We start from the raw sequence: 23,528 nt of genomic DNA, 5'->3' as shown, positions 1-23,528 counted from the left end.
CAGGCAAAGACTCTTATTCGATTGTAGGTGAGATCGTGGGGGGAAAAAAGAAATAATCTCTGATTTCGAGCGGAATTGACTTAAGGCAACCCCTGTATTTCGGTTACACCGTGTAATGTGACTCGATCATGGGACGGAGAGAACTCAATCTGTTGTGAAACACTTCTGGTCGGAGTCTGCCCGGAGCGTGAGAATCTACGGAGTGTTGCTTTGCGGTTTCCAAAAGAACGCAGCGTGTACTGATCCTTCGATTGATCAAAGCTGATGGTATCTGCGCTGGCACTGAACTCCTGGCTGGTGGGAGTCTGTTTGCTTTTGATCAGAGTATTGCCTTCGACTTCGGCATTCCCTTTCGCCAGCATCGAAATGAATTTCTTTTTCTGCCCTTCTATATCATGCTGAATCAGTTTCAGGCTGTTGCTCCGCATGGAACCCGCACCGGGGGGCATTCTGTCTGGGTCGATCGTATCCAGGGGACGCTTCACTCCCCCGTAGGTGATCTGCACGCGATCGTCAAACGTGGTGCTCCGTTGTGAAACATTACCGGCCATTTTTCCGTTGAAGTCGATGCGGGTATAATTCCAGCTGTCACTTTCGGTTTTTTGAGGCAGGTTTGCCTGGGAGACTTTGGACTGCGAACTGGTCTTCTCCGGATGTTCCCGTCGCCACAAGACCAGCCAGCCGGGACCACGTGCCTCGGCGTTACCGGTTTTCTGGTCCACGTTCATCTGCCAGAAACTGGCGCGGCGAATACCGACCAGCCGATTATCCAGGTATTCATTACTTTCCACTTCGACGCCGTCGCGGCAGGTAATGAAATGCACGTCGGGCTTCTGTTCGGATGAATTTTTTTCTGTAAAGGAGACCCGGTCAGACAGGATCACTTCCATCTCCTGGCAACGCAGTCGATTGTCACCCAGATTGGTTCTGACTTTTCCGAAAAAGTTAGCGGTCAAGCCATCAAAGATCATTTCCTGTTCCCAGTGAATCTCCAACAGGTTGTCCTGGGCGTCATTGTTTCCGGAAGCCATCAGGTTGTTTTCTTTTGTGATGCTTTCCGCTCCGGACAGTAAACCGCCGGCCGCTTTTTGCCCTCCACGAACCGGGAGCAACAGCAGGCCTTTCCCCTGGACTTCCGCCCGGTTTGCCAGGCGATACAGGTAGATGTGTTCGCCTTCAATCTGAGAGCCCTGCGCATTGATTTTGGCAGGGCTGCCAATGACATGCAGAATCTGATCATTACTGCCTTTGTTCTGAATGTGCAACTGGTTGCCTGTAATATGCAGAGGCTGGTCCTGCTCCTCGTTAAACTGGTCGACAGTCACAGCACCTTCGGTCCAGACTTCGGTGACTTCCTCTTTGCCGACGTCATTTTTTTTGATGCGAATTTTCATTAGCTCCGCAACCACCATGATCGGCTCTGCTGACAAGTCCTTTTCCTTTTTCTCAGGAGGTCGCGCGTTCCGGTTTTGAGCAATTTCGGCACGACCTGCCTGGTTATCCGCAGCACGCTGTTGCTGCGCAGGCAGTATATCTTCCACAGCGAAGGCGGCATGTTTCACGGGAGAAACGGTTTGAGGTGCCATCACGCCGATTGGCGCATTGGGGGCAGACTGAGGTTTATTTTCTTCATCGAACCAGACTTCGAGGCGTTTCGTTTTCCCGCGCAGCTGAGGGCTGTAGATCGCCACGTCCTGTTCGGCGATCATTTTATGCGGATCAATTTTTTTCTGCATCTTCTGTGAGCCGTCGCTGCCGGACGAAGCTGCCGCAGGTTTCAAGTTGTGTGGCTGTCTGGCTGAAGGGAGTTCACCCTTGAGCCACAGACGGATCTTATGCGCGGCGAGTGCAAATTCTGCATCCGGTTTTCTGACGATGCATTCTTTCTCCAGTTCCACCATTTCCAGTGTGGTTTCCGGGTCAACTGACTTTTTCATATGGTCAACCCATTGCGCTGCCATCAGCAGTTGCCCGCTGGCCGGATCACGGTGTTTGATGAAGCCGACCCCTTTGCAGAATACGGTTTCCAGACGCCCGTCCTGATCCTGGTTGATTGTGATGTCCGGGCACTGCAGTTCTGAAGATTGCTGGTAGATGCGCACGGCCTGCTGGTCCTGCAGCACGATCGTCTTTGTCGCTTCGTTATATAACAGGCGGGTCATCGTACCGGTAAACTGATTTTCTTCTGAAATCAGCGTGACTGTACTGCCTGTCGCGATGAGTTCCTCAAAGGTCAGTTTTCCACTGGAGTGGCCCGGTGAGGGTGAGACGTCTTTGACGGTGCTTCCCGTTTCATCTTTCCGGACGAATTGCAGCTGGAGGTTATCGCATTGCAGGGTGTCTGCATACTGGGGACTGGTTGGATGATAGACCCGTACATCGTCCTTAAATACGCCCTGGTTTGTCTCCAGGTTAAAGGTGAAGCTACCAGAGCTTACAGTAGCGAACCGGGAGGGGCCTGTCTCGGAGGGCTGGGGGTTTTTCTTGATCGCCAGTTTCATGTGCACATCGTGGCGTAACACGATTTCGCGAATGCCCTCCACTGCAGGTTTGAGTTCCTTGAGTTTTGTAGTGGCAGGGATCAGTTTCAGTTCGATGCCGCGCGCTTTGCCGCGATGATCTTCATAGGCAAACTGGACTTCGTGGTCACTATAGATATTCATCGACGCTTCATCGTACCAGAAATTGCGGCCCCAGATGATCAGTCCATTCGGGCCTGTAATTTTTACACGACCTTCCAGGGAACCGGCGATCATCCGTCCCGGATCGGTGTGTTTGACGCCAAATGGGTACTCAAAGCGGACCAGAGCTTCTTCGCTGACCAGCGCGATGGGGGCTTCAGTTTCCCCTTTTTTCCGGTCGAACATCAACATGGCGAAGGGCTTCAGACGCGCGGCTTTATCGTCTTCTTCCTGCTCCCACTGTTCGGTGTAGACAAAGACGTTTTCGTCTTTGAACTGATAGCGTGCATCGGCGGCCCATTCATGTTCGGGCAGAAAGGTTTTCGCTTTCTCATTATTCCCCGAGGCATAAGCGGGAGACGTGAAGACTTCTTCGGGGAACTCCTGACGGACGACCTGTTCTTTAATCACAGTCCGCATGGCCTGCGCGTACATCAGGTAGGCGCCGGATAACACAGCTGTTGTGAACCAGGTCAGCAACAGGTGGTTGGCCATCAGGCGATCGAAAAATCCATTCCTGTCAGCGCGAATGGTTCCGGTCATACGAATCGAAAAATGTTTCTAATAGTGGAAGTGAAATGTCGGTCAGAAATGAAAAGGGAAATCAGTTTAACCTGATTGTCTGCTGGTGCTGGAAGATTCCAGTCCGGGTTGCCAGCCAATTACGTCTGTAATGTCAATCAGCCCGACCAGATGTTTTTCTTGATCCACGACGGGCAGCTCGCTCAACTTGCGGGCCTTTAATAAATTGATGGCTTCTTCCAGGGAAGCATCATCCAGTATGGTGGTTGGTTTTTCGGTCATGACCCGGGAAATGGGTTGATCCAGTTGTTCCTCCCGGCGCTCTTCCAGCAGTCGGGCCAGGTCACTGTCAGTGAAAATACCTGTGATGCGGTTGGCATCATCCACGATGATCACAGCACCGCTGCGTCGTCCCGGCAGGCTCAGTTTCACAAAGGCATCACGGATCGAAGTGGTCTCTCCGGTGACTCGAATTTCCGACCGGGGACGCATCACTTCATTGATCTTTGTTAAACGTCGTCCCAGGCTGCCGCCCGGATGAAATGTTGCGAACTGTAATGGCGAAAAGCCTCGTGCTTTGCTGATGACCAGCGATAACGCATCGCCCATTGCCAGCATGGCTGTGGTGGTAGTCGATGGTGCCAGCTGATGCGGGCCTGCTTCTTTCAGATCTCCCAGGCATAAGACGACCTGGCAGGCAGCGCCCAGCGTGCTCGTGGTTCGCGCTGTGATTCCGATGATGGGCAGATTCATTTTTTGTATGAGTGGCAGCAGGCGTTGGATCTCTTCTGTTTCGCCGCTGTTGGAGAGTGCAAGAATGGTGTCCTCGGGGTGCAGGCAACCCAGGTCGCCGTGAATGGCTTCCGCGGGATGCAGAAAATGGGAACGCGTTCCCGTAGAGGAGAGTGTGGCGCAGATCTTCTGGCCGATCAGTCCTGCTTTCCCCATGCCGGTTAAGATGACCGCGCCCTTACGCGACATGATCAGATCTACCGCGTCGCAAAGTTCCGTACCGAGTGCACGTCCCATCTGGCGCAAGGCGTCTGCCTCGCTGAAGATAATTTCACGCGCATCTCGTAATTGATCAAATTGAGAAAACTCGATTACCGACCTGGCAGGCAGGGAACTCATCACGCCATTCCTTTATCGCATCCTTGCGGGCATGTTCAGGGTGCGGGAGTATAAAGAGATCCCTCAGGCAGGTCAATGCGAATCTGGCGTCTGGAATAAGCTGTAAGGTGTTGTGTGTAAATGGCTTATGGTTTTCTGCGTGTGAGGGCTTACTTGCAATTCCATGAGAGAATCAGGTCGGAGGAGCGAGGAAGCAGGCGATTGTCCAAGAATGGAACCGAGGGCACTCGTATTTTCAGCATAAGAATCTACAATAGAAGGAGGAGCGGCAATGGGGACGCCGGTCGTCTCATCTGGGCTCATTGCAATGTTCCGTTGATAGCTACAGGAATTTTTCTAACCGCCGTCGAGTACGTGCCTTAGACTGTGTCCAGTTTTTCTGTAGTGTCGCCAGGGGCCTCTGGACCGAGGCTGAAAGATTCAGAGCCACGATGGTGATCCATGTTCTGAAATTCACAACATCCTGATACCAAACGGTATGCAGATGCTGCAGCCGGTCAGTGTCATGATTGAAACAGAGTTGTTCCTGTATCTGGTAGATTCATTCTCTACAGGAACCAGGTCGTAAACTTAGCAGAGTAGAAACAGTAGTCGGAATATCATGTTTGTAGATCGCGTCGATATTTATTGTAAAGCCGGTGACGGCGGAGATGGATGTGCCAGTTTCCGCAGAGAAGCACACGTACCCCGAGGCGGTCCGAATGGCGGCGATGGTGGTAAGGGGGGTGATGTGGTTGTCATCGCCGATGAAAATGTCAGCAGCCTGGGAAATATTATCGGCCATAAGCACTGGAATGCCGAACGTGGCGGACACGGTTCGAGCAGCCTGAAAACCGGTAAGTGCGGCGAAGATGCCATTATTATGGTACCGCCGGGCACTCTGGTGATTGACAGTAAACGCGGAAATCTGTTGCGCGATATGAAGCAGAGTGGCGACAGAGTCGTGGTCGCCAGAGGAGGCAAAGGGGGGCGTGGCAATCGCCATTTCGCGACAGCGACCCATCAGACTCCCCGCGAATTCGAAAAAGGGGGCGCAGGCGAACTGAGAGACATTTCGCTGGAGCTCAAGCTGATTGCCGACGTGGGACTGGTGGGTAAGCCCAACGCGGGTAAATCGACTCTGCTCAGTCGACTTTCGAAAGCTCATCCGGAAATCGCCGATTACCCGTTTACGACCAAGTATCCCAATCTGGGGCTGGTGCGTGTGGGCTTTGACCATCAGTTTGTGATGGCGGATATTCCCGGTCTGATCGAAGGTGCCCATGCAGGCGTTGGTCTGGGGCACGAATTCCTCAGACATGTCGAACGCACACGGGTCCTCGTCCACCTGGTCGAGCCTTCCCCCATGGATCAGACCGATCCGATTCAGAACTACCGCCAGATTCGGGAAGAAATGCGTCTGTATGATGCCAGTCTGATGGAACGACCGGAGATCATCGTTGTGACTAAAAGTGAATTGCCTGATGCAGAAACGGTCGCTGAACTGCTGGGAGAAGAGCTGGGAAGACCCGTCATGCAGATTTCTTCTGCCACCGGTTCCAATCTCGAAAAACTCGTACGCATGATTATTGACGAACTTCAGGAACTGGAAGTTGAGGCGTAAGCGTGGAGTCGGAGCCCCCTGCTGAAACAGAAGAAAACCGCCAGCAGCCTGTCGTTCCTGCTTCTCAAACACCCGGCGCGCGGGAAAGTACGCCCGGCGAAGTCCGTGTGCGTTTTGGTCTGTATGGTGCGGGTGTGATGATGGTGACCTGCTTCCTGATCCAGGCAGTTTTCAATCTCACACCCAATCAGACGCAGCGAATTACCGAGCTGGGAATCCTGATGGGTATCGGCTTTATTCTGGGCTGGGGCTTCGCCCGGATTCGCTTCTGATGCCGATCCGGCTTAAGCGAAACAGAATTGTAATTTTTGCATCTCGCCACTTTTTTGAGCCGAATTTGCAATATCTACAACCGGTTTTCAGGTCGCACCGGGAAAAATTTTCCAGGATCGTGATATTCTAAGCCGCTTTTATAAAAGAGCTTAGGGCCAGGATTGCTCGATGTTCACATATTGGAACCGGAAAAATCTCTTCTCATTGGTCCTCTGTTTGCAATAAACTTTCCTCACCTGAAACGACCTCTGAGCTTGATAGGAATTCACCAAAGATCGTTTCCGGTTCAACCAAGATCATATCTCAAAACCCCAAATCGAGTGATCGACCCAAAACTATCCCGTTACTAAATTGCTGAGCTTGTCAGTCACAGACCCGCCTGTGGCTGCAACGAAAAGGATCCCAAGGGCATGGAAGCTCAAATCAGTCGCTGTCTCGTCTTATTCCTGGCATCATTCATCTCGCTGGGTGCTTCTTACAAAACTTCCAACTTCGTAACACACGCACCTACACCTGAAATCGCGAAACAGGTTGGTGATGCTGCTGAGATTTATCGCAAAGAACTGGCGATCACGTGGCTGGGATACGAGCTTCCCAAATGGTTTTCCCCCTGTCCGATCAAAGTCAAAGTCGGTGAAATGGGTGCTGGCGGCGCGACCACCTTCTCATTTGACGGCGGCGAAGTGTTCGGCTGGAACATGGAGATCCAAGGTTCTCTGGAACGCATCCTGGATTCTGTCTTGCCGCACGAAATCAATCATACGATCTTTGCCTGCCACTTTCGTCGACCGCTGCCTCGCTGGGCCGATGAAGGGGCAGCAACGATTGTGGAACACGAATCAGAAAGACAACGTCAACGCCTGCTGAATCGCCAGGTGATGGGAACCAATAAACGGATCCCACTGCGAAATCTGCTCTCGATGACTGAATACCCGTCTGAGATGCAACAGGTTCTGACATTGTACGCTGAAGGTTATTCCCTGGCAGATTACCTGCTGCAGACGGGCGGCAAAAAACGCTATCTGATGTTTCTGGAACATGCTCATAAAAATGGCTGGGACGAAGCCATCGCCAAAATGTACAAAATCAAAAACGTCGAAGCGCTGGAACAACGCTGGGGCAGCTGGATTATGGCAGGCAGCCCGTCTTTGAATCTGCCCGCTGGTCAGCAGCTGGCAGCGGCAGAACCACAACCGGCTTCTGCGGTTGATAACAAAGACCTGGTAATTCGCTCACAGAGTCCCGATCAGGTGGAAGCCGACTTTGTGGCGGAACTGCCTGAGCAGACCGCTCTGGCCAGTGCAGAACCAGCTGAAGAGATGCAGCGTGAGTCACGGCCTCTGCCCATCGACTCTCGCATTCCTTTCAGCGGCAGACCAGCAGAAAAACGACAGGTAAAGGAGTCTGTTGCCTTCGTACCGGAAGCCAAACGTCTGCCTCGCACTTCACTGCATCAGGATTCTGTTGCTGCTCCCCAGACACGACCTCAGCCTGTCGCTCGTCCTGCACAGCAGATGCGTCCTCAACAGAGACCCGCAGCCCGCTATAACCGCGGAGCGAGTTCATCCCGAGGCGGAATCGATCTGGGTCAGTCTGCCGAGATCGACTTCTGAGAATTCGCGAACCGTCGGCTTGTGCTGCTGAATTTCAGGAACTGGAATCAGGCAGGACCGCCACACGATAGGAGCGACGGTTAGCCGATTCTTCAAAAGCTGCTTTGATGTCACTCAGTTGAAACGTCTGTTCGCAGAGTCTGGAAAAAGGATACTGGTTCTGGAACCGCTCCAGGAAATTCAGAGCATTCGCCAGATCCAGATCCACGTAATTGTGGATGCCTTCGATTCGCAGTAATCTCCGGACAATTGTCTCTGCAGAAAGCTGAACCGGTCGGGCGGGATAGACGGAGCCCACCAGAATCATGGATCCACCAATGGCCATCGCTTCCAGGCCACTCTCGATGACTTCAGGAACCCCCGTCATATCGAACACGATATCGACGCCACGCCCTTCTGTCAGATGCAGAATTTCCTGATGCAGTGGCTGTTCCTTTTTCACCAGCAATGCATGTCGCGCCCCGAATTCCAGGCTGCGGCGGACACGTTCCGGATCAATATCTGAGACAAAGACGGTGTCGGCGTTTTTCGCATGGGCGACCGCTGAGGCCGTGACTCCCAGCATGCCCGCTCCCAGAATTAAAACGGATTTCTCTGCGATGTCGCCTGCCAGGCGGAATGCCGCCATGACGGTTGCGGTAGCACAGTTCGCCGGGCTGGCGATCAGATCGGGCAGTGATTTGGGGACTTTAAAAATGGTCGTGCCTTTGACCAGATGACAATGGCTGGCCAGTCCACCACTCAGGTAATTCTGTTCGTTCAATCGCTGGTGACCGTATTTGAACAGCCGCGTGCATTTTTGTGTGAGCCCGCGTTTACAGAATTCGCATTGTTTGCAGGAAACCGCGACCGACCAGGTGATCCGGTCACCGATTTCGACCGGACGCTCCAGAAAATCTTTGACCGTGTATTCGGGATGCATATCGACCACACGTCCCACCATCTCATGTCCGAGTATCGTCGGGCAGGGGGTAGAGCGCGTGCCTTCGAAGGTATGCAGGTCGCTTCCACAGATCGTACAACACAAGATTTCAACCAGTACTTCACCCGGTTTCAATTGAGGCCGGTCGACTCTGGTATATTCCAACTTTCGGTCATCTTCTTGCAGGATGACAGAAGTGCATTGATCGCTCATCATAAAACACTAAGGCTGCTGGCAGATAACACTATCTGATGGAACCGCTTATTCAGATAGCTGGATTTTTGACAAAGAAAATGGTGTAACGGGCGGGTCAGAATGGTCTCATTTTTTATAAACGGCTTTCTGATAAACCGAAAGTGAACGATTTAAAAATTTTCAGACTTACTGAATGGAAGGGTTCGTCATACGGACGTCTAAATGATTGAGCGTTTGTTCAATCTGTGCGACCAGGTCCACAATATCTGTCGGGAAAACATGACCAATATTGCCGATCCGGAACGTATCCGCCTGACTGATTTTCCCCGGATAAATCACGTAACGCCTCTTTTTTAATTCATCATAAAACTGATTGAACTGAAACGCGGGAGACTCGGGATAATAAAATGAAGTAATGATTGGCGACTGTAATTCCCGTGGCAGCAGAGTCTGCAGGCCCCTTTTCTGCATCTCGGTCACCAGCGTGGTCTGATTTTCCTGATACCGTGCGTGTCGGGCGGAAATACCCCCTTCCGCGTCCAGTTCATTCAGCGCCTGCAGGAAGGCATTGACGACATGCGTGGGTGATGTATATCGCCATTTGCCTCCCTTGTGTTCCATTTCATACCATTGGTCGTAAAGATCCAGGCTCAATGATCGGGCCAACCCTTTTGTCTGTTCCAGTTTGTACTGATCCGCGATCACAAACCCAAAACCGGGTACGCCCTGAATACATTTATTGGCCGAGGAGATCAGGTAGTCGACGTGGAAGTCTTGCATGGAAAGCGGAATGCCTCCGAAAGAAGACATGGCATCCAGGATGTAATCCTTTCCGGCGGCGTGTACCAGTTTGCCGACTTCCTGAGCGGGATTGATCATACCGGTCGTGGTTTCGCAGTGCACCATCGCTACATGGGTGATGGCTGAATCAGCGGCCAGTGTTGCGCGGATCTGTAGCAGATCGGGAGGTTCCGTTTCGGAAAATGCCAGTTCCTGCAGAGGGATCTTCAGGCAGCGTGCGATCTGAGCAATGCGGCTGCCGTACGCACCGTTGGAGATGACCAGCAGTTTTCCGTCAGGCGGGATGACCGAACCGATGGTCGCTTCCACAGAAAACGTACCGCTCCCCTGCATCAGGACCGCCGTGTATTCGGTTGAGTCTGTCGCCAGACGCACCAGCCGTTCTCGAATTTCCATCACGCGCTGATTGTAATCCACGTCCCAGGTCGAGTAGTCGGCCAGCATGGCTTCGCGCACACTGCGGGTGGTCGTCAGAGGACCGGGGGTCAATAACAGGTAGAGAATGTCGGCGTCCATTTCAGTTCTCTCTGGAGTTAAGTTGTTCGATGATGTCAGGCAGTCCCTGCAGCGTGGGAATCACGAAGTGGGCACCGGCATTTTTGAGTTTCGTTTCTGCAATGGCTAATTGATCGGCTTTCTGTTCATCGCTTAAAGCGGCAAACTCAGCGACGGTCAGACCGACTTCACTCCCCGTCTGGGTCAGGCCGACTGTCCAGGTGCCCGCATTCAGCCCGGCTTCGATATCGGGAACCGTATCACCCACCTTGACGACCGCCGAAGGGGGGAAGACATTCAGCGCTTCCATGTTGCGATAGATCATCCAGGGCGCAGGCCGTCCTGCAGGGACTTCATCCGCGCACATGCTGAAGTCGGGTGCATAACCTTTGGCTTTCGCTGCTTCCAGAACGGAATCTGCCACAATCCGCGGATAGCCGGTGGTGGAGCCGATTTTAATTCCCTGGTCTCTCAAAATCGAAATCGTTTCACACAGGTCGGGAACCAGATCGGTAAACAGTTTTGCTTCTTCAATCTGCAGCGGCATAAACGTTTCATAGATGTGCTTGACATCGTCTTCGGTCCAGCTGCGTTGATGAATGAATTCCCATTGTGCGGCGATCTCATCCAGTTGAAACAGGCTGCGAATGTGATCCTGCTTATGCAGGCCCATCGGGCCGCGCGCCTGTTGTGGCGTCAAATCCACGCCACACGCTTTGAAAGCTTTGATAAAAGCAGAGATCGGGGCAAAGCAGCCGTGGTCAATCGTGGTGCCGGCCCAGTCGAAGATCACAAGTTTGATCGTTTCAGGTTTCATAATTTCCTTCATTCATCTGTATCCGAAGCCTGCTGCTGCAGAACTCTCTGGACATAAGTTAAAAAATATTCGAGTTCCGGAGTTTTGAAGTCCGGTACTTTGGCGGCTTCATCCCAGTTGCGCAGTCGGAGCGCAGCCTTTGACCAGGGGTTGTGTTCGAACTCCGTCTGTTCTGCAGAGTCAAAGGGGCCACCCTGTAATTGCAGGCTGAGAACCGAGGCGGGGGAAAGTCGCGACGCGTATTCGGCATCAGTGGCACAGCGATAGCGTTTGGCGTCGACATGCAGCCGAATGGGTTCGGTAACCTCTTTGGGAAAGTAGCGCACCAGCCATTGTGCGCCGATGCGTTCATGCAGATCATCAATTCCCTGCGTGGCACAGTCTTCATCGTATTTGTGCAACAGGTGACCGATGTCATGCAGTAATGCAGCCACGATCAGTTCTGCCGACTCACCCGCCTGTTCGGCAGCGAAGGCCGCCTGCAACGCATGTTCTGTCTGCGAGATCGCTTCGCCGGCGTACATGTCAGTCCCTTTTTCCTGAAAGCGTTGCCTGATTTCAGCGACGATTGATGTGGGATCATTGTGGGGCATGGGACACCTCCCGTTCAGGTTCCGCAGGTAAGAGTTGTGCCAGGTTCATCTGCCGTTCCTGGATCCGCCAGTAGATCAGACCGGCAATGACGGCCGTGCAGCAGATTCCGGCCAGCCCGCCAAACGCCATCTTCCAACCATAATATTGCGCGATTAATCCGATGGTGTGACCGGACAGAATGGCGCCCAGGTAGCCGGCGGAATCGACGAGGCCAGCGGCAGTCGAGCAGCCACGCTTGCCGCCGAGATCGATCGCCATGACACCCGAGAGAAACGAATAGGGGGCCATCAGAAAAAAGGCGACCAGTGAGATCAGTGTGAGCGCCAGATAGGGCTTGCCCGCGACATCAATCGTAGTCAGTAATATGAGTGAGAGCACCAGCAGAATCAGGCTGGGCAGGACAACACGTCCGTGCCTCCCTTTAAGGCGATCCGAGGTCACTCCCGCCAGCAGGGCCGAACAGCCTCCCACCAGCGGAAACAGCATGCTGCCTACAGCGGCCTGGCCGATTTCAAAATTGGCGACTTCGTTCAGAAAGGTCGGAGTCCAGAAGTTAAAGGTTTCGCGGACCAGAGTCAGGCTGAAATTCATGATGCAGATCAGCCAGAAGAGCGGACTGGTAAACAGCGGTTTGAGTACTTCCTTGATGGAGATACGCTGTGCATGATTGCCTTCTGCTCCATAGACGTTGAGTGGATTCGCATCCGGTTCTTCCAGACCGACATCGATAGGGCTGGACTTCAAACTGTAATAAACAAAGACCGTAATCAGGCCCAGTGTGCCGGCGGAGATAAAAAAGATCGTACGCCAGTCAGCCAGAAAACTGAGGGAAGAATCATGTTCGCCCAGCATGATCAGGCGACCCAGGTAGAAGCGGGCAAACGCATCGCCGAACAGGAACGAAAGCGAGAGGACAGCCATCACGGTCGCATGCCATTGGACGGGAAACCAGCGCGAGGCGGTTTTCACCAGCGCCACCCAGCCCATCGACTGAAAAAACCGATTGCCGGCCCAGATGATCACGAACAGGGTTAATCCCCCCGCCAGTCCGAACCAGATCGAAAATAAAACTGATGCGATCATGCCTGTCAGGAACATCAGCCGCCCGCCGAGAAAATCGGCCAGATAGCCATTGATGATTTTTCCAAGGGCATACAACATCACACCGACGGAAGCGACCGTACCAATATCAACTTTGGTGATCCCGGCCCCTTCGTACTCTTTGAGCAGCAGCGGAGTCGCGACGGCCAGGTTCGAGCGGCAGATATAATAGCCGACATAACCCAGAAACAGACTCAGCAGAGTCATGATTTGCCAGTTGCGGTTTGGAGACTTCGACATCATGCGCGACTTTTTGAAAGAGAGAGTTGGCTGATATTTTCCCTGGCAAGTCCCGGGCCGGTCGTCATTCCCTTACCGCCGATTCCCGTGACTAAATGGATGCGGTCATCAAGAGTCTGCTGGAACAGCCCTGCGGACTTCTCTTCAGTATAAATACCACACCAGCGGTCCATCACCTGAAAGTCGAGTTTGACGAACATCTTTCGCGCATAATTAATAATCTGCGCTTCCACTTCGGCTGACAGAAACTCCACAGGCGGGTCAGTCGAGTAAGCATGTGAATCGCCGAGAATAAATTCGTTGTTCTGATTTTGAGTGATCCAGATCTGAATACCCAGCTCCTGCAGTTCCGGGTCAGGAGGCGGCAAAGCAATCCCCTGTAGAAACTGTGCGTTCAGAAATGCAGGATAGCGCGTGAGTGCGATGGGAGACGCGATACTGGTTCCCAGCGTACGGTTTTCGGGATTGGAGAGTTTCAGCATCTGCAGTTTGCAGTACTGCAGGTTCCGCGTGATGTAGACATCCGGAAACAGGGTCTGCAGGTCTGCGCCGGAACAGACAAACACATGGTTCGCCTGAAATTCTCTGCCTGAGGATGTTCTGATCCGGTTGAGGCTCCCCTGCGGTTCTACCGAGATCGCTGTGGTATTCGGGAGATAGTCACAGTCCGAGGTGCACGCAATCCAGTTGATGAAGGCTCGGAAAAACTGGTCGGGATCGAGTTGCAGATCCTGTGGAAAAAACAGGCTGCCCTGACAGAATTCCGGATTCAGGCAGCAGCTGGAACGAACGGTTTCTTCGGCATTATAGAATTCCGCCGGGCATAACGAGTCTTCACAGGACAATGCCATCTGTTTCAGAAATTCTGCTTCTGCTTCCGTGTGAGCCAGGTACTGAGTTCCCACCCGTCGCAGTGGAACTCCGAGTAACTCAGAGAGTTCGGAATAGATTTCACAGGAAGCGATCGCCCGGTCGCGCCAGCGGCCTGCGGGCATGGCACTGGGGATGATCAATCCAAAGTTGCGGACGGACGCCTGTTGAGGAAAGACGTTGCGTTCGATCAGCAATGTCTTGAACCCCTGACACATGGCGAAGTAGGCATGGAAAGCACCCAGGACACCGCCGCCAATCACAATGACATCGTATTTACGCTGGTAAGTTTGAGTCGACATGATTTCAGAAACAGGGTGAGTATTGAGAAAACGGGACAGGGCCGCCCCGCGATCGCCTGGAAACAGGAAGCAATCCCGCTGACGGTCTGGCGGGAAAACAGGAGGAACTTCCCGCCAGACCTGTCGCAAGCTTCATTGTACAGGGAAAAGTATCGAGGAATTTTATCAAAATACAATGACAAAATACGCAGTATAATTGATAATATTTACATGCTCTTCATCGCTTCTTTAACATCGGTAAACGGGCAGAATTTATCATACCGGTCTGAAAAAATCGTCTTCTCTTTGAACCCTGATGCAGAAATGAATTACCGTGAGATTTCCTGAACGCCGCAAAATTGCCTTACTCGTACAGACTTCCAGCGACTGGAGCCGCCAGATCATCCAGGGCATTGCCGACTATGCACTCGAGCAGGGGGGCTGGGATTTCTGGATTGAGTTCCGCGGGCTGCAGGAACAACTGCGATTTCCCGCTTCCTGGAACGGGCATGGCACGATCTGCCGTCTGACCGATGCCCGCATTCAGCAATCGATCGTGCGACGAAAGTTGCCTGCGGTGAATGTCTCGTGGCTGGGAAAACATTCTGAAAAGATTCCCAAAGTGGTTTCGGACGAACACGCGTGTGCCCGCCTGGCGGCGGACTTCTTTTTACAAAAAGGATTTCGTTCCTGCGGGTATATCGGCCCTGATCCGACATTGAAGTATCTGCCGACCATCGAGAACGAATTCCAGGAAATCATCGAGCAGGGGGAGGGGGTCTGCTATCGTTTCCCGTATTATGAACTGACGAAAGAAGACGATTATGATAAACAGCAGAAACGTCTCAAGGAGTGGTTGTGGGAACTGCCTAAGCCGGTGGCGCTACTGGTCTGGTCGAGCAAGGTCGGGCGTGAAGTGGCAACGGTCTGTGTGAACCATCATCTGGAAATTCCCGATCAGGTGGCGATTCTCAGCATCGAACATGATCCGCTGATGTCGGCCCTCTCCCCCGTCCCTCTTTCCTGTATCAATCAGGCACCGCATGTTGTGGGTTATGAGGCAGCACAACTGCTGGACCGGTTGATTCAGGGAGAGGCACCACCTGTGGAACCGATTCGGATACCGCCGCTGTCAATTGAAGAACGTGCTTCGACTGACACGCTGTTTGCTGATGACAGTCTGGTTCGCGAAGCCATTCAGTTCATCCGCCAGCATGCGCAGGACGCATTGCAGGTTTCCGATCTGACCGATCATCTGAATGTGTCGCGGCGGATTCTGGAGCATCGTTTTCAGAAAGCCCTGCATCGTTCCCCGGCGGCGGAAATCCGCCAGGAAAAGCTGAAGCGGATTATCAAACTGCTGCAGGAAACCAATCTGACGATTTCGCAGATCGCTGCCCGTTGTGGATTCCAGCATCAGGAAGCCATGATCCGCATGTTCGGACGTGTGACGGGCATGTCACCTCGCGAGTATCGACAGCAGAATCAGAGCCGTCCGTAATTCTGTACTTCTGCTCCCTTGCCGCTAGTGAATTCTCGACGCCGGAATAGAAAGCATTTCCCCGTCCTGTTAGGATCAACAGATCTGAATACCGCTGATTAGCAACTGGTTCCATAGACAGAGGAAGACAACAATGATTTCATGCAGCTTGAGAGTATTCCTGATGCTACTGATTGCGGGCATGTTCGCGGCTCCGCTGGCTGCAGCCGAGGATGATGCCGGATCGATTTTTATTGAAGGTTACACGAATCAACTGAGTTATCAGCCTGGTGAGAAGGTTGCTTTTCATCTTTCCAGTTCCGAGCCACAGTACACCGTCGAAATCAATCGACTGGGACCTGAGAATAAAACGGTTTTCAAAGAGACACGTAAGAACGGTGCCGCTTATCCGGTGCCGGAAAATGCCTCGTCCCACGGTTGTCAGTGGCCGTCCGCGTTTGAGCTGACAATTCCCGATTCCTGGCAGAGCGGTTATTACAATGTCCGCCTGTCGGTTTCTGATGGGGGCGGAAAGTTCATTCAGCGCAATTCGCGTTCTGCGGCATCGAATCTGTTTTTCATCGTGAGAGCGAAACAGCCGGGCAGTCAGACGAAGATTTTGATTCAACTGAGCACGAATACCTACAACGCCTATAACAACTGGGGCGGCTCCAGTCTTTACAGTTATCATGGCCGGGCGAACCTGCAGGGGCATCGCGTTTCCTTCAATCGTCCTCTGGCAGGACAGTTTGCCAACTGGGAACTGCCGTTTATCATCTGGGCCGAGAGCAACGGGTATCAGCTCGATTACGCCGCCAACAGTGATCTGGAATTTCATCCGGAGATGCTGCAGCATTATCGACTGGTCTTGAGTGTCGGCCATGATGAATACTGGTCGGCTCCGATGCGGGATCATCTGGAGAAGTTCATCAGCGAGGGAGGTAACGTGGCGTTCTTCAGTGGCAACTCGGTCTGCTGGCAGGTGCGCAGTGAAGACGACGGACGGTCACTGACCTGCTGGAAACAATGGTATAACATGGACCCCCTGTTTCCGGACGGTGATCATCGTCTGCTGTCGACGCTCTGGAGTCATCACCTGGTGAACCGACCTGAAAATCAGTTAACGGGCGTCGGCTTTCTGTATGGCGGTTATCATAAAAGCCACGGGCAGTTCATGGATGGATCCGGCGCATACCAGGTCCATCGTCCCGCGCATTGGGTCTTTGAAAAGACAGGCATCAAACGGGGGGACGAATTTGGCGGTAAAGACAGCATCGTCGGCTACGAGTGTGATGGCTGTCAGTTTGAAATCAAAGATGGTCTCCCGGTGCCGACGTTTAAAGACGGGACTCCACGCACGTTTGAAATCCTGGCATCCTGTCCGGCGAAATGGGCGCCCGGCGACAGTCTGTGGTATGACCGGTTTGATCAGGATCGTGTGGGAGCCGCGATCTTAGGGATGTATACCAGAGGGGGGACCGTCTTTACGGTTGGCAGCACCGACTGGGCACATGGCTTACGCGGGAAAGATCCGGTTGTTCAGCAGGTGACGAAAAATATTCTCGACCGGCTGTCACAATAAAGATCAAACTGCCTGAAGTGCATCGCGCTCTTCTTTGGTAATCCGGTACAGGACATGGCGGCACAGCGGGGCATCGGCTGGAATCGCCGGGTGATCGAAGTTGTCGATGTAGCTCATCCCGATTTTTTCCATCACGCGTCGCGAAGCGATATTGGCCGGGACGGTGAACGACAGGATCTCTTTGAGGTTACATTGATTGAATCCGAAATCGAGAGCTGCCTGCGCACCCTCGGTTGCATAACCCTGATTCCAGTACTGAGTCGCCAGCCGCCAGGCGATCTCGACACAGGGAGTGAAATACGCAGTAAACTGAGGGACCGCCAGGCCTATAAAACCAGCAAACGCTGCCTGATCTTTGAGCTCAACTGCCCAGAGTCCAAAACCGTACTCGTCAAAATGCTTTTGATACCGTTCTACCAGATATGCGCTATCATTATATGAGAGGGTCTCCGGAAAGTATTGCATGACTTTCCGGTCGGCATTCATCTCTGCGAAGTGGGCGATATCTTCCTCGCGCCACTGTCTCAGTATCAGTCGAGATGTTTCCAAGGTCTTATTCTCCAGGGTGTTTCGCATCGCTTTGGTTCTCTGAGTTTTTATTGTTGGGTTTCACTACGAACCTAACGAAAAAATACTGAGAATATTTCAAGGAAAATTAATCTATTCTCAAATCAACTGGTGAGTCCCCCTTTCTACTCCTTATAATCCGTACTCCAGTCACTGCGGGGAAAACGGGAGTCTGCTGGAATTGATGTCAATCTCCGGGATCAAGCTTGAAATGCGCTCTTCGTACTGATCAAATATATAAACAACCCTAATTTTCCTAAGTCTTGTTAGTACAGCAACAACATGCGTTCGCCTGGCGTATTCTCGTTGAACGTTCATCAGGTTTCCGTTCTTGAGAAACGTCGTCCCGCTGCTTAAAAGAACCTGTCTGAAAACCTCCATGAACAGGGAGCGTCAGGATCATGCATCACCCCATTGCTGTCCGATTGATTTTCAGCTGCCTGGTTACTCTGGCGTCAGGGGTTTCTGCCCAGGCACAATCGCGGAGCCTGCCTGCTGAACCGGTTGAGATCGGACTCACGCCTCAATTCGTTTTCGATACGTACATCGTCGATAATCATTACGCGTTGAAATACAAGCGTGAAACCGTGGAACGCGTATTCCATCCGCCGACAAAGCATCCATCCAATCCGCTGATTGCTGGCGAAGGAGGCTACGTCTCAGTCCGCCGCGACCCCGAGGACGGGAAGTTTCGCATGTGGTACCAGACTCATACACCCCGTCTGGACTCGCAGGGAAATCAGAAGGGCTCGGACTATGCTATCGCGTATGCGGAATCATCAGATGGAATCAAGTGGAACCGCCCGCAGCTGAATCTGCTGGAGTGGAAAGGGAGCCGCCAGAATAACATCGTCTGGAAAGGGATCACCGACGATCGTGCCAGTGGCCCCTGTCTGCTGGATGTTCCGGTGGCCGAGCGGAAAGGGTATCGCTATCTGATGTCCTATCACACCGGGGGAGCCGGCAAGGGAGTGAATGGCATCCGGGTTGTCGGTTCACAAGATGGGATCCACTGGGACAAGTCCAGCGATTCGCTGCTGGCGGAACTTCACAGCGATACTTTAAACAGCATTGTCTACGATCCGGTCGCGGCGCAGTACGTCATGTACTGTCGGGCCAAGCATATTTACCGCACATTTTCCGGTGCCATCCTCGATACCGGTGCTTCAAGAAGAGTCGCGCGGATGACCGGCGATACACTGTGGAACGAGTGGACTTCCGAACCACAGAATATCCTCATACCCGATCGGCTGGATGCAGAGAAGCAGTTTCATTTTTTCTATGGCATGCCGGTCCGCTATCATGCGGGGATTTTCTGGGGTGCATTATGGCCGTTCAAGATGAATACCGATATCGTGACCGAGCTGGCTTTCAGTCGTGACGGAATTCAGTTTGAGCGCCTGCCGGAGCGCCCGCAGCTGTTCGCGCTGGGAGAAGACGGCAGCTGGGATGACGGCATGGTATTTGGCACCGACTGGGTTGATGTCGGAGATGAATGGTGGTTTTACTACTGTGGCTACGATGGGCCGCACGGCGATCCTGCCAGCCGTCAACCGGGCATTGGCCTGGCGACTATCAAAAAAGAACGGTTAATCTCCCTGCATGGCCCGCGCGGCGGAGGTGTGGTCATCACCCGCAAATTACGCTGGCAGGGAGAGCAACTGCTTCTCAATGCGGATGCCAGTCAGGGAGAGATCAAGGTTCGCATTTCCGATTCAAAACGGAAAATTCTGGACGGCTTTGATTACCAGGACTGTATCCCGCTGAAGACAGACCGCTTGAGACACGAAGTTAAATGGAACAGCACATCAATTGCTGCGCTGCAGGGGCAGACCATCCGGTTGGAAATCTATCTGAAGAATGCGGACCTGTTTACCTTTCAGGCAGGGAAAAAAGCTTCGCAGTAATCGTACTCAGGAAAAGCGGTTCAGGATCTGCTGCGCGTAATCAAGCTCGGGGATCAGGCAGGGATGCTTGTACTGTTCAATGCTGCCGCCGAGCTTTTGCTGTCGTTCCACGGCAAACCGTCTCCAGGTTCCCGGTGTCAGTTCACAGGCCACCGGGGGAGCGAGGCGACCAGACTGGCGCTTCTCTGCATATTCACAGTTGGTTTCCTGTAAACTCCTGTCGAGTTGGTCCAGCAGAGTCGGAAGGGAATCGGTTGACGATAGCTGAGATGTCTCCAACAGCAGTTGATAACGAGGGGGCTCTCCCCACTGGGGGATCAGCGTGTACTGGCCGATTTCCAGGCCCGTCTTTTTCACAGCAGTTCGAACCGCGTTCACAACCTGTGACTCGGTAATCTTTTCCCCCGTCAGGTTGGAAATGTGCGCGCCCTTGTGCAGAAACTCCAGTAAAGGGGTCTGGCTATAATAACCGGTGCAGCGGACGACATCACAAATGTGATACCGGTATAACCCCGAAGGAGTCGTCAGCAGGATAAAATAGTTGTGCCCTACTTCCAGCTGATCGGCGGTGAGAATATTCGATGTCGTCAGTGGGTCTTCGTCTTCGGGTACAAACTCAAAGAAATGCGAAGTGATATCAAGAACGCCCGTTGAAGTTCCCGATTCGAGGGGGATCGTCATACGTCCTTCACTGGCCGACAGTCCATGATCGCGGACCGGGGGTGTGCCATAGTATGGTGTGAGTTGCGACAGATATGCGCCGGCGGACCCTCCCATCCAGACGGCCAGCAGTGAAAGTCCGGGCCAGAAGTCGCGGGGATAGAGGTGCCCCGTATGTTCGATGATGTGTTCCAGTTCGCGGGCCCGCCCGCGGTTTTTGCGCAGGAGTTTTGACTGGAGTGTTTTCAGGATCGCAGGTTCCAGAGAGGCAGCCCCTGTGAGCCGTCCGTCCGCGATGTCGCGGATCAGCGATTCACGCTGCTGGTCTGCAAACTGTGCCAGGTGCAGGAGCGTACTCGGGTTGGCGGTGGTGATCATGCCGACTTCCCGATCCGCAATCGCCAGTCGCAAGGCAGTGTAATATTTGAGGTGCGGGTCTTCGATCTGTGAGACTTCGCCGGGCACTGTATACAGGAGTTTGACCACGGGGCTCTGCATGGCGGCAACGAGGCCGCTGATGTTGCCACAGGGTGTTCCTCCGGGAGTGCGGAACTTATCGAAGTTACTCGAGAGTTGAACGATGTTCTGATATTTCAGGCGGGGAAAATCGTCATAGGTCAGGATGCCCCAGTTCTGCCAGCCCTGGCGGTAATCTTTCAGAAACGGCTCGGTGATGGGGATGAATTTGGAATCCGCAGTGGTGCCGCTGCTCAGCGTAAACATCAGCAGACGGTTGGCGGCTCCCAGCAGCGCGGTTGTCTCTCCGTTTTTGACACGATCAATCCAGGGGCGAAAGCGTTCGTAATCGGAGACCGGAAAGCGGCTCTGGAAATCTTCAATCGTGCAGGAACCATCCAGCTTCCACTCGCGGCTGAAATCGCTGTCCGCATTCAACTGCAGAATGCGCTGCAGTGTCTGCTGCTGGACTTCGTGGCAGCGTGAGGTCTGGGCAAGAAACGAAAACGCGGCGCGACGATAGCGTCGTCGTGTGAAAGTGCCGCCGGCAGCCCGTAGCAGATTCAGGGCACGCATTCCTTGCTCCCCGGTCGATGATTGCTGCGCTTAAGAACAGGGGAACTGTGGAGGAGAGTCTGAAAAAGACGTGGGCTCTCCTCCCCCCTACAGAGACAGACGATTAATCTTCGTCGTCGTCTTTCTTCTTTTTCTTCTTCTTACCAATCGAAATCTTTTCGACGCGTACTTTGGGTAAACCGAGGGCACCCTGGCCATCGACCCAGCGGTCTTCGAATTTCAACTTTTCGATACGTTCCGCCCGCTTTAACACGTTACGTGCACGGACCAGCGTACTTTTGCTCTTTAAACTTTTGTCGAGTGACACGGTGTCATCCCCTTTGTTAGATGTTATTTCGAAGACAGCCATTTACTATGGAAATTGACTGTCAAAACTGGCATAGTGGTGTATCTTTCGCAAGAAGCGCTGTGTTCAGCGGGCTGGTCAAACGGATTTCGAGACCCGTGACGATTTGCGAAGCGACATATGGTAAATGGAATGCTCATTGATTGCAACCGCTGGTAAATGATTCCTTTCCGCTGTTTTTCGTGAAAATCCGATTTTCGTCGCTCAAACGAGAGTCGAGGGGGCCCCGCCATTTCTCTTTACGATACAAATTTCACCCTGTTGGACTGGTCGATCGTCGTCTGCTATCTGCTGTCATCGATCGTAATTGGTTTGTGGGCCAATCGTTACGTCGGAAATTTATCTGATTATCTGGTCGCCGGTCGCAAACTGCGGATCCGACTCGCTCTGGCAACCATGACGGGGACCGAACTCGGGCTGGTCACCGTCATGTACATGGCGGAACTCGGCTTTATGCAGCAGTACGCGTCGCTGTATCTGGCTTTCCTGGAAGCGGGGGCGGTACTGGTGATCGGTTTGACCGGTTTTGTCGTCTATCGACTGCGGGATTCCTCGATCATGACGATTCCCGAATATTACGAAAAACGCTATTCCCAGAAAGTTCGTGTTGTCGGGGCCAGTGTGATGGTCGTCTCCGGCGTCCTCAATATGGGTCTGTTTCTGAAAGCGGGTTCCCAGTTTCTGACGGCCATCTCCGGGCTGCAGGATGAGATGTACCTCAAGCTGATTATGACCGGACTGCTGCTGCTGGTTCTGTTTTATACCGTACTGGGAGGGATGGTCTCGGTCGTGATTACCGACCTGATCCAGTTTCTGATCCTGGGAACCGGCATGGTGATTGTGACGGGGGTCGTCTTCTGGTCGATTGGCTGGGACGGCTTTTCTGCGATTGTGACCGAACAGAACGGGTACTTCGATCCGACCAGTTCGGAGAACCCGTCCGGAAAAGGGGGCGGGATCGGCTGGCTGCAGATCATTCAGATGACTGTCGTAATCGGCTCCGCCGCCATGTTGTGGCCCACCAGTGCAGCGCGGACACTCTCCTGTCAGAGTGCCCGAGTTGCTCAGAGACTGTATACGTTGAGTTCGATCTCCTTCCTGGCGCGGCGGGCCCTGCCGGTCTTCTGGGGAATAGGGACGTTTGCGTTCTTCGCGTCTCAACCGGAGTTATTCGCTGAGTTCAATCAAGCGGTGGAACAGAACAACTCGATCACGTCTCTGTCAGCCATGCCTCTGTTTCTGGCCAAAGTGGTGCCCACCGGTTTACTGGGACTGGTGACGGCAGGCATGATCGCCGCATTCATGTCGACGCACGACAGTTACCTGCTGTGCTGGAGTGGTGTGATTACACAGGATATTGTCGCCCCGCTGGCCGGCCCAATGAGTCAGCGAGCGCGAATTTTAGTGACTCGGATTGCCATCTTTGTGATTGGGGCGATGTTGCTGATCTGGGGGCTGTGGTATGAAGTCAGCAGCGATTTATGGGGCTATCTGGCGGTGACAGGTACCGTCTATCTGGCAGGAGCGATTCCTACAGTGGTCGGCGGTTTGTACTGGTCACGAGGCAGTCAGGCCGGTGCACTGGCGGCGATTCTGGGAGGCCTGCTGGGACTGTCTGCCATGGGACCGTGTGTCGACAGGATCAATGGCTGGTTTTCATCAAACCTCAATGGGACCCATCTGACGTTGATTACGTTTACCTTTTCCGCGGTTGTGTATGTGCTGGGGTCGCTGCTTCTTCCGGATCAGCCTCGTAGGACGAACGAAACTCCGCTCAATCCTGTCGCCGATGTATGAGAGGTGAAACATGTATTT

The 23,528-nt window shown here is 53.1% G+C and carries 18 protein-coding genes; 7 read left to right on the top strand and 11 right to left on the bottom strand.

Going from position 1 to position 23,528, the window contains the following annotated elements:
- Nucleotides 1-80 precede the first annotated feature (80 nt).
- Both ACN0YN_RS29280 and ACN0YN_RS29275 read right to left on the bottom strand, forming a co-directional pair.
- Nucleotides 81-3,224: a hypothetical protein gene (locus ACN0YN_RS29280; protein WP_417388435.1), complete on the bottom strand. Its 3,144-nt coding sequence runs from the start codon at nt 3,222-3,224 to the stop codon at nt 81-83.
- A 66-nt stretch (nt 3,225-3,290) separates the two neighbouring features.
- Nucleotides 3,291-4,334 carry a KpsF/GutQ family sugar-phosphate isomerase gene (locus ACN0YN_RS29275; protein WP_417388434.1) on the bottom strand — a complete coding sequence of 348 codons (1,044 nt, stop codon included), beginning with the start codon at nt 4,332-4,334 and terminating at the stop codon, nt 3,291-3,293.
- 601 nt (nt 4,335-4,935) lie between these two features.
- Between ACN0YN_RS29275 and obgE the strand changes: the two genes are divergently transcribed.
- The 3 genes from obgE (at nt 4,936) to ACN0YN_RS29260 (ending at nt 7,823) form a co-directional block, all read left to right on the top strand.
- Nucleotides 4,936-5,937, top strand: coding sequence for a GTPase ObgE (obgE, locus tag ACN0YN_RS29270; RefSeq protein WP_417388433.1), 1,002 nt, complete (start codon nt 4,936-4,938; stop codon nt 5,935-5,937).
- Between the two features lie 2 nt (nt 5,938-5,939).
- Nucleotides 5,940-6,209: a hypothetical protein gene (locus tag ACN0YN_RS29265; protein ID WP_417388432.1), complete on the top strand. Its 270-nt coding sequence runs from the start codon at nt 5,940-5,942 to the stop codon at nt 6,207-6,209.
- Nucleotides 6,210-6,620: 411 nt separating this feature from the next.
- Nucleotides 6,621-7,823, top strand: coding sequence for a hypothetical protein (locus ACN0YN_RS29260; protein ID WP_417388431.1), 1,203 nt, complete (start codon nt 6,621-6,623; stop codon nt 7,821-7,823).
- 34 nt (nt 7,824-7,857) lie between these two features.
- Here the strand turns inward: ACN0YN_RS29260 and ACN0YN_RS29255 are convergent, their stop codons facing one another.
- The 6 genes from ACN0YN_RS29255 to ACN0YN_RS29230 all read right to left on the bottom strand — a co-directional run bounded on the left by ACN0YN_RS29255 (nt 7,858) and on the right by ACN0YN_RS29230 (nt 14,289).
- Nucleotides 7,858-8,910, bottom strand: a complete 1,053-nt coding sequence (locus tag ACN0YN_RS29255; protein ID WP_417388430.1) for a zinc-binding dehydrogenase — start codon at nt 8,908-8,910, stop codon at nt 7,858-7,860.
- 216 nt (nt 8,911-9,126) lie between these two features.
- On the bottom strand, nt 9,127-10,257 hold the full coding sequence (phnW, locus tag ACN0YN_RS29250; protein ID WP_417388429.1) for a 2-aminoethylphosphonate--pyruvate transaminase: 1,131 nt from the start codon (nt 10,255-10,257) through the stop codon (nt 9,127-9,129).
- A gap of 1 nt (nt 10,258) precedes the next feature.
- Complete coding sequence (phnX, locus tag ACN0YN_RS29245) at nt 10,259-11,053, bottom strand: phosphonoacetaldehyde hydrolase (RefSeq protein ID WP_417388428.1); 795 nt, start codon at nt 11,051-11,053, stop codon at nt 10,259-10,261.
- An 8-nt stretch (nt 11,054-11,061) separates the two neighbouring features.
- Nucleotides 11,062-11,646, bottom strand: coding sequence for a phosphonate degradation HD-domain oxygenase (locus ACN0YN_RS29240; protein ID WP_417388427.1), 585 nt, complete (start codon nt 11,644-11,646; stop codon nt 11,062-11,064).
- Entirely contained in the window at nt 11,633-12,991 is a 1,359-nt protein-coding gene (locus ACN0YN_RS29235) for an MFS transporter (RefSeq protein ID WP_417388426.1), read from the bottom strand. The genes ACN0YN_RS29240 and ACN0YN_RS29235 overlap by 14 nt, the downstream gene beginning before the upstream one ends.
- On the bottom strand, nt 12,988-14,289 hold the full coding sequence (locus ACN0YN_RS29230) for a TIGR03364 family FAD-dependent oxidoreductase (RefSeq protein WP_417388425.1): 1,302 nt from the start codon (nt 14,287-14,289) through the stop codon (nt 12,988-12,990). The genes ACN0YN_RS29235 and ACN0YN_RS29230 overlap by 4 nt, the downstream gene beginning before the upstream one ends.
- A gap of 184 nt (nt 14,290-14,473) precedes the next feature.
- Here ACN0YN_RS29230 and ACN0YN_RS29225 point away from each other — a divergent pair, with 184 nt between their 5' ends.
- Together ACN0YN_RS29225 and ACN0YN_RS29220 are read left to right on the top strand one after the other, a co-directional pair.
- On the top strand, nt 14,474-15,640 hold the full coding sequence (locus ACN0YN_RS29225; protein ID WP_417388424.1) for a substrate-binding domain-containing protein: 1,167 nt from the start codon (nt 14,474-14,476) through the stop codon (nt 15,638-15,640).
- A 133-nt stretch (nt 15,641-15,773) separates the two neighbouring features.
- The gene (locus tag ACN0YN_RS29220) at nt 15,774-17,201 is read left to right on the top strand and encodes a N,N-dimethylformamidase beta subunit family domain-containing protein (RefSeq protein ID WP_417388423.1); all 1,428 of its coding nucleotides are present in this window, start codon (nt 15,774-15,776) and stop codon (nt 17,199-17,201) included.
- 3 nt (nt 17,202-17,204) lie between these two features.
- Here the strand turns inward: ACN0YN_RS29220 and ACN0YN_RS29215 are convergent, their stop codons facing one another.
- Nucleotides 17,205-17,777: a GNAT family N-acetyltransferase gene (locus tag ACN0YN_RS29215; RefSeq protein ID WP_417388422.1), complete on the bottom strand. Its 573-nt coding sequence runs from the start codon at nt 17,775-17,777 to the stop codon at nt 17,205-17,207.
- A gap of 392 nt (nt 17,778-18,169) precedes the next feature.
- On the opposite strand from ACN0YN_RS29215, the gene ACN0YN_RS29210 reads away from it, so the two are divergent.
- On the top strand, nt 18,170-19,675 hold the full coding sequence (locus ACN0YN_RS29210) for a hypothetical protein (RefSeq protein ID WP_417388421.1): 1,506 nt from the start codon (nt 18,170-18,172) through the stop codon (nt 19,673-19,675).
- A 6-nt stretch (nt 19,676-19,681) separates the two neighbouring features.
- On the opposite strand, the gene ACN0YN_RS29205 is transcribed toward ACN0YN_RS29210, so the two are convergent.
- Nucleotides 19,682-21,367: a GH3 auxin-responsive promoter family protein gene (locus tag ACN0YN_RS29205; protein ID WP_417388420.1), complete on the bottom strand. Its 1,686-nt coding sequence runs from the start codon at nt 21,365-21,367 to the stop codon at nt 19,682-19,684.
- Between the two features lie 103 nt (nt 21,368-21,470).
- Complete coding sequence (locus tag ACN0YN_RS29200) at nt 21,471-21,674, bottom strand: small basic protein (protein WP_291176382.1); 204 nt, start codon at nt 21,672-21,674, stop codon at nt 21,471-21,473.
- A 300-nt stretch (nt 21,675-21,974) separates the two neighbouring features.
- On the opposite strand from ACN0YN_RS29200, the gene ACN0YN_RS29195 reads away from it, so the two are divergent.
- Complete coding sequence (locus ACN0YN_RS29195; protein ID WP_417388419.1) at nt 21,975-23,510, top strand: sodium:solute symporter family protein; 1,536 nt, start codon at nt 21,975-21,977, stop codon at nt 23,508-23,510.
- Nucleotides 23,511-23,528: the final 18 nt, after the last annotated feature.

Origin of the sequence: Gimesia sp., assembly GCF_048260065.1 — a bacterium.
Classification (GTDB): Bacteria; Planctomycetota; Planctomycetia; order Planctomycetales; family Planctomycetaceae; genus Gimesia.
Note: the sequence above shows the minus strand (reverse complement) of the source record. Positions and strands in the feature narration are given on the sequence as shown.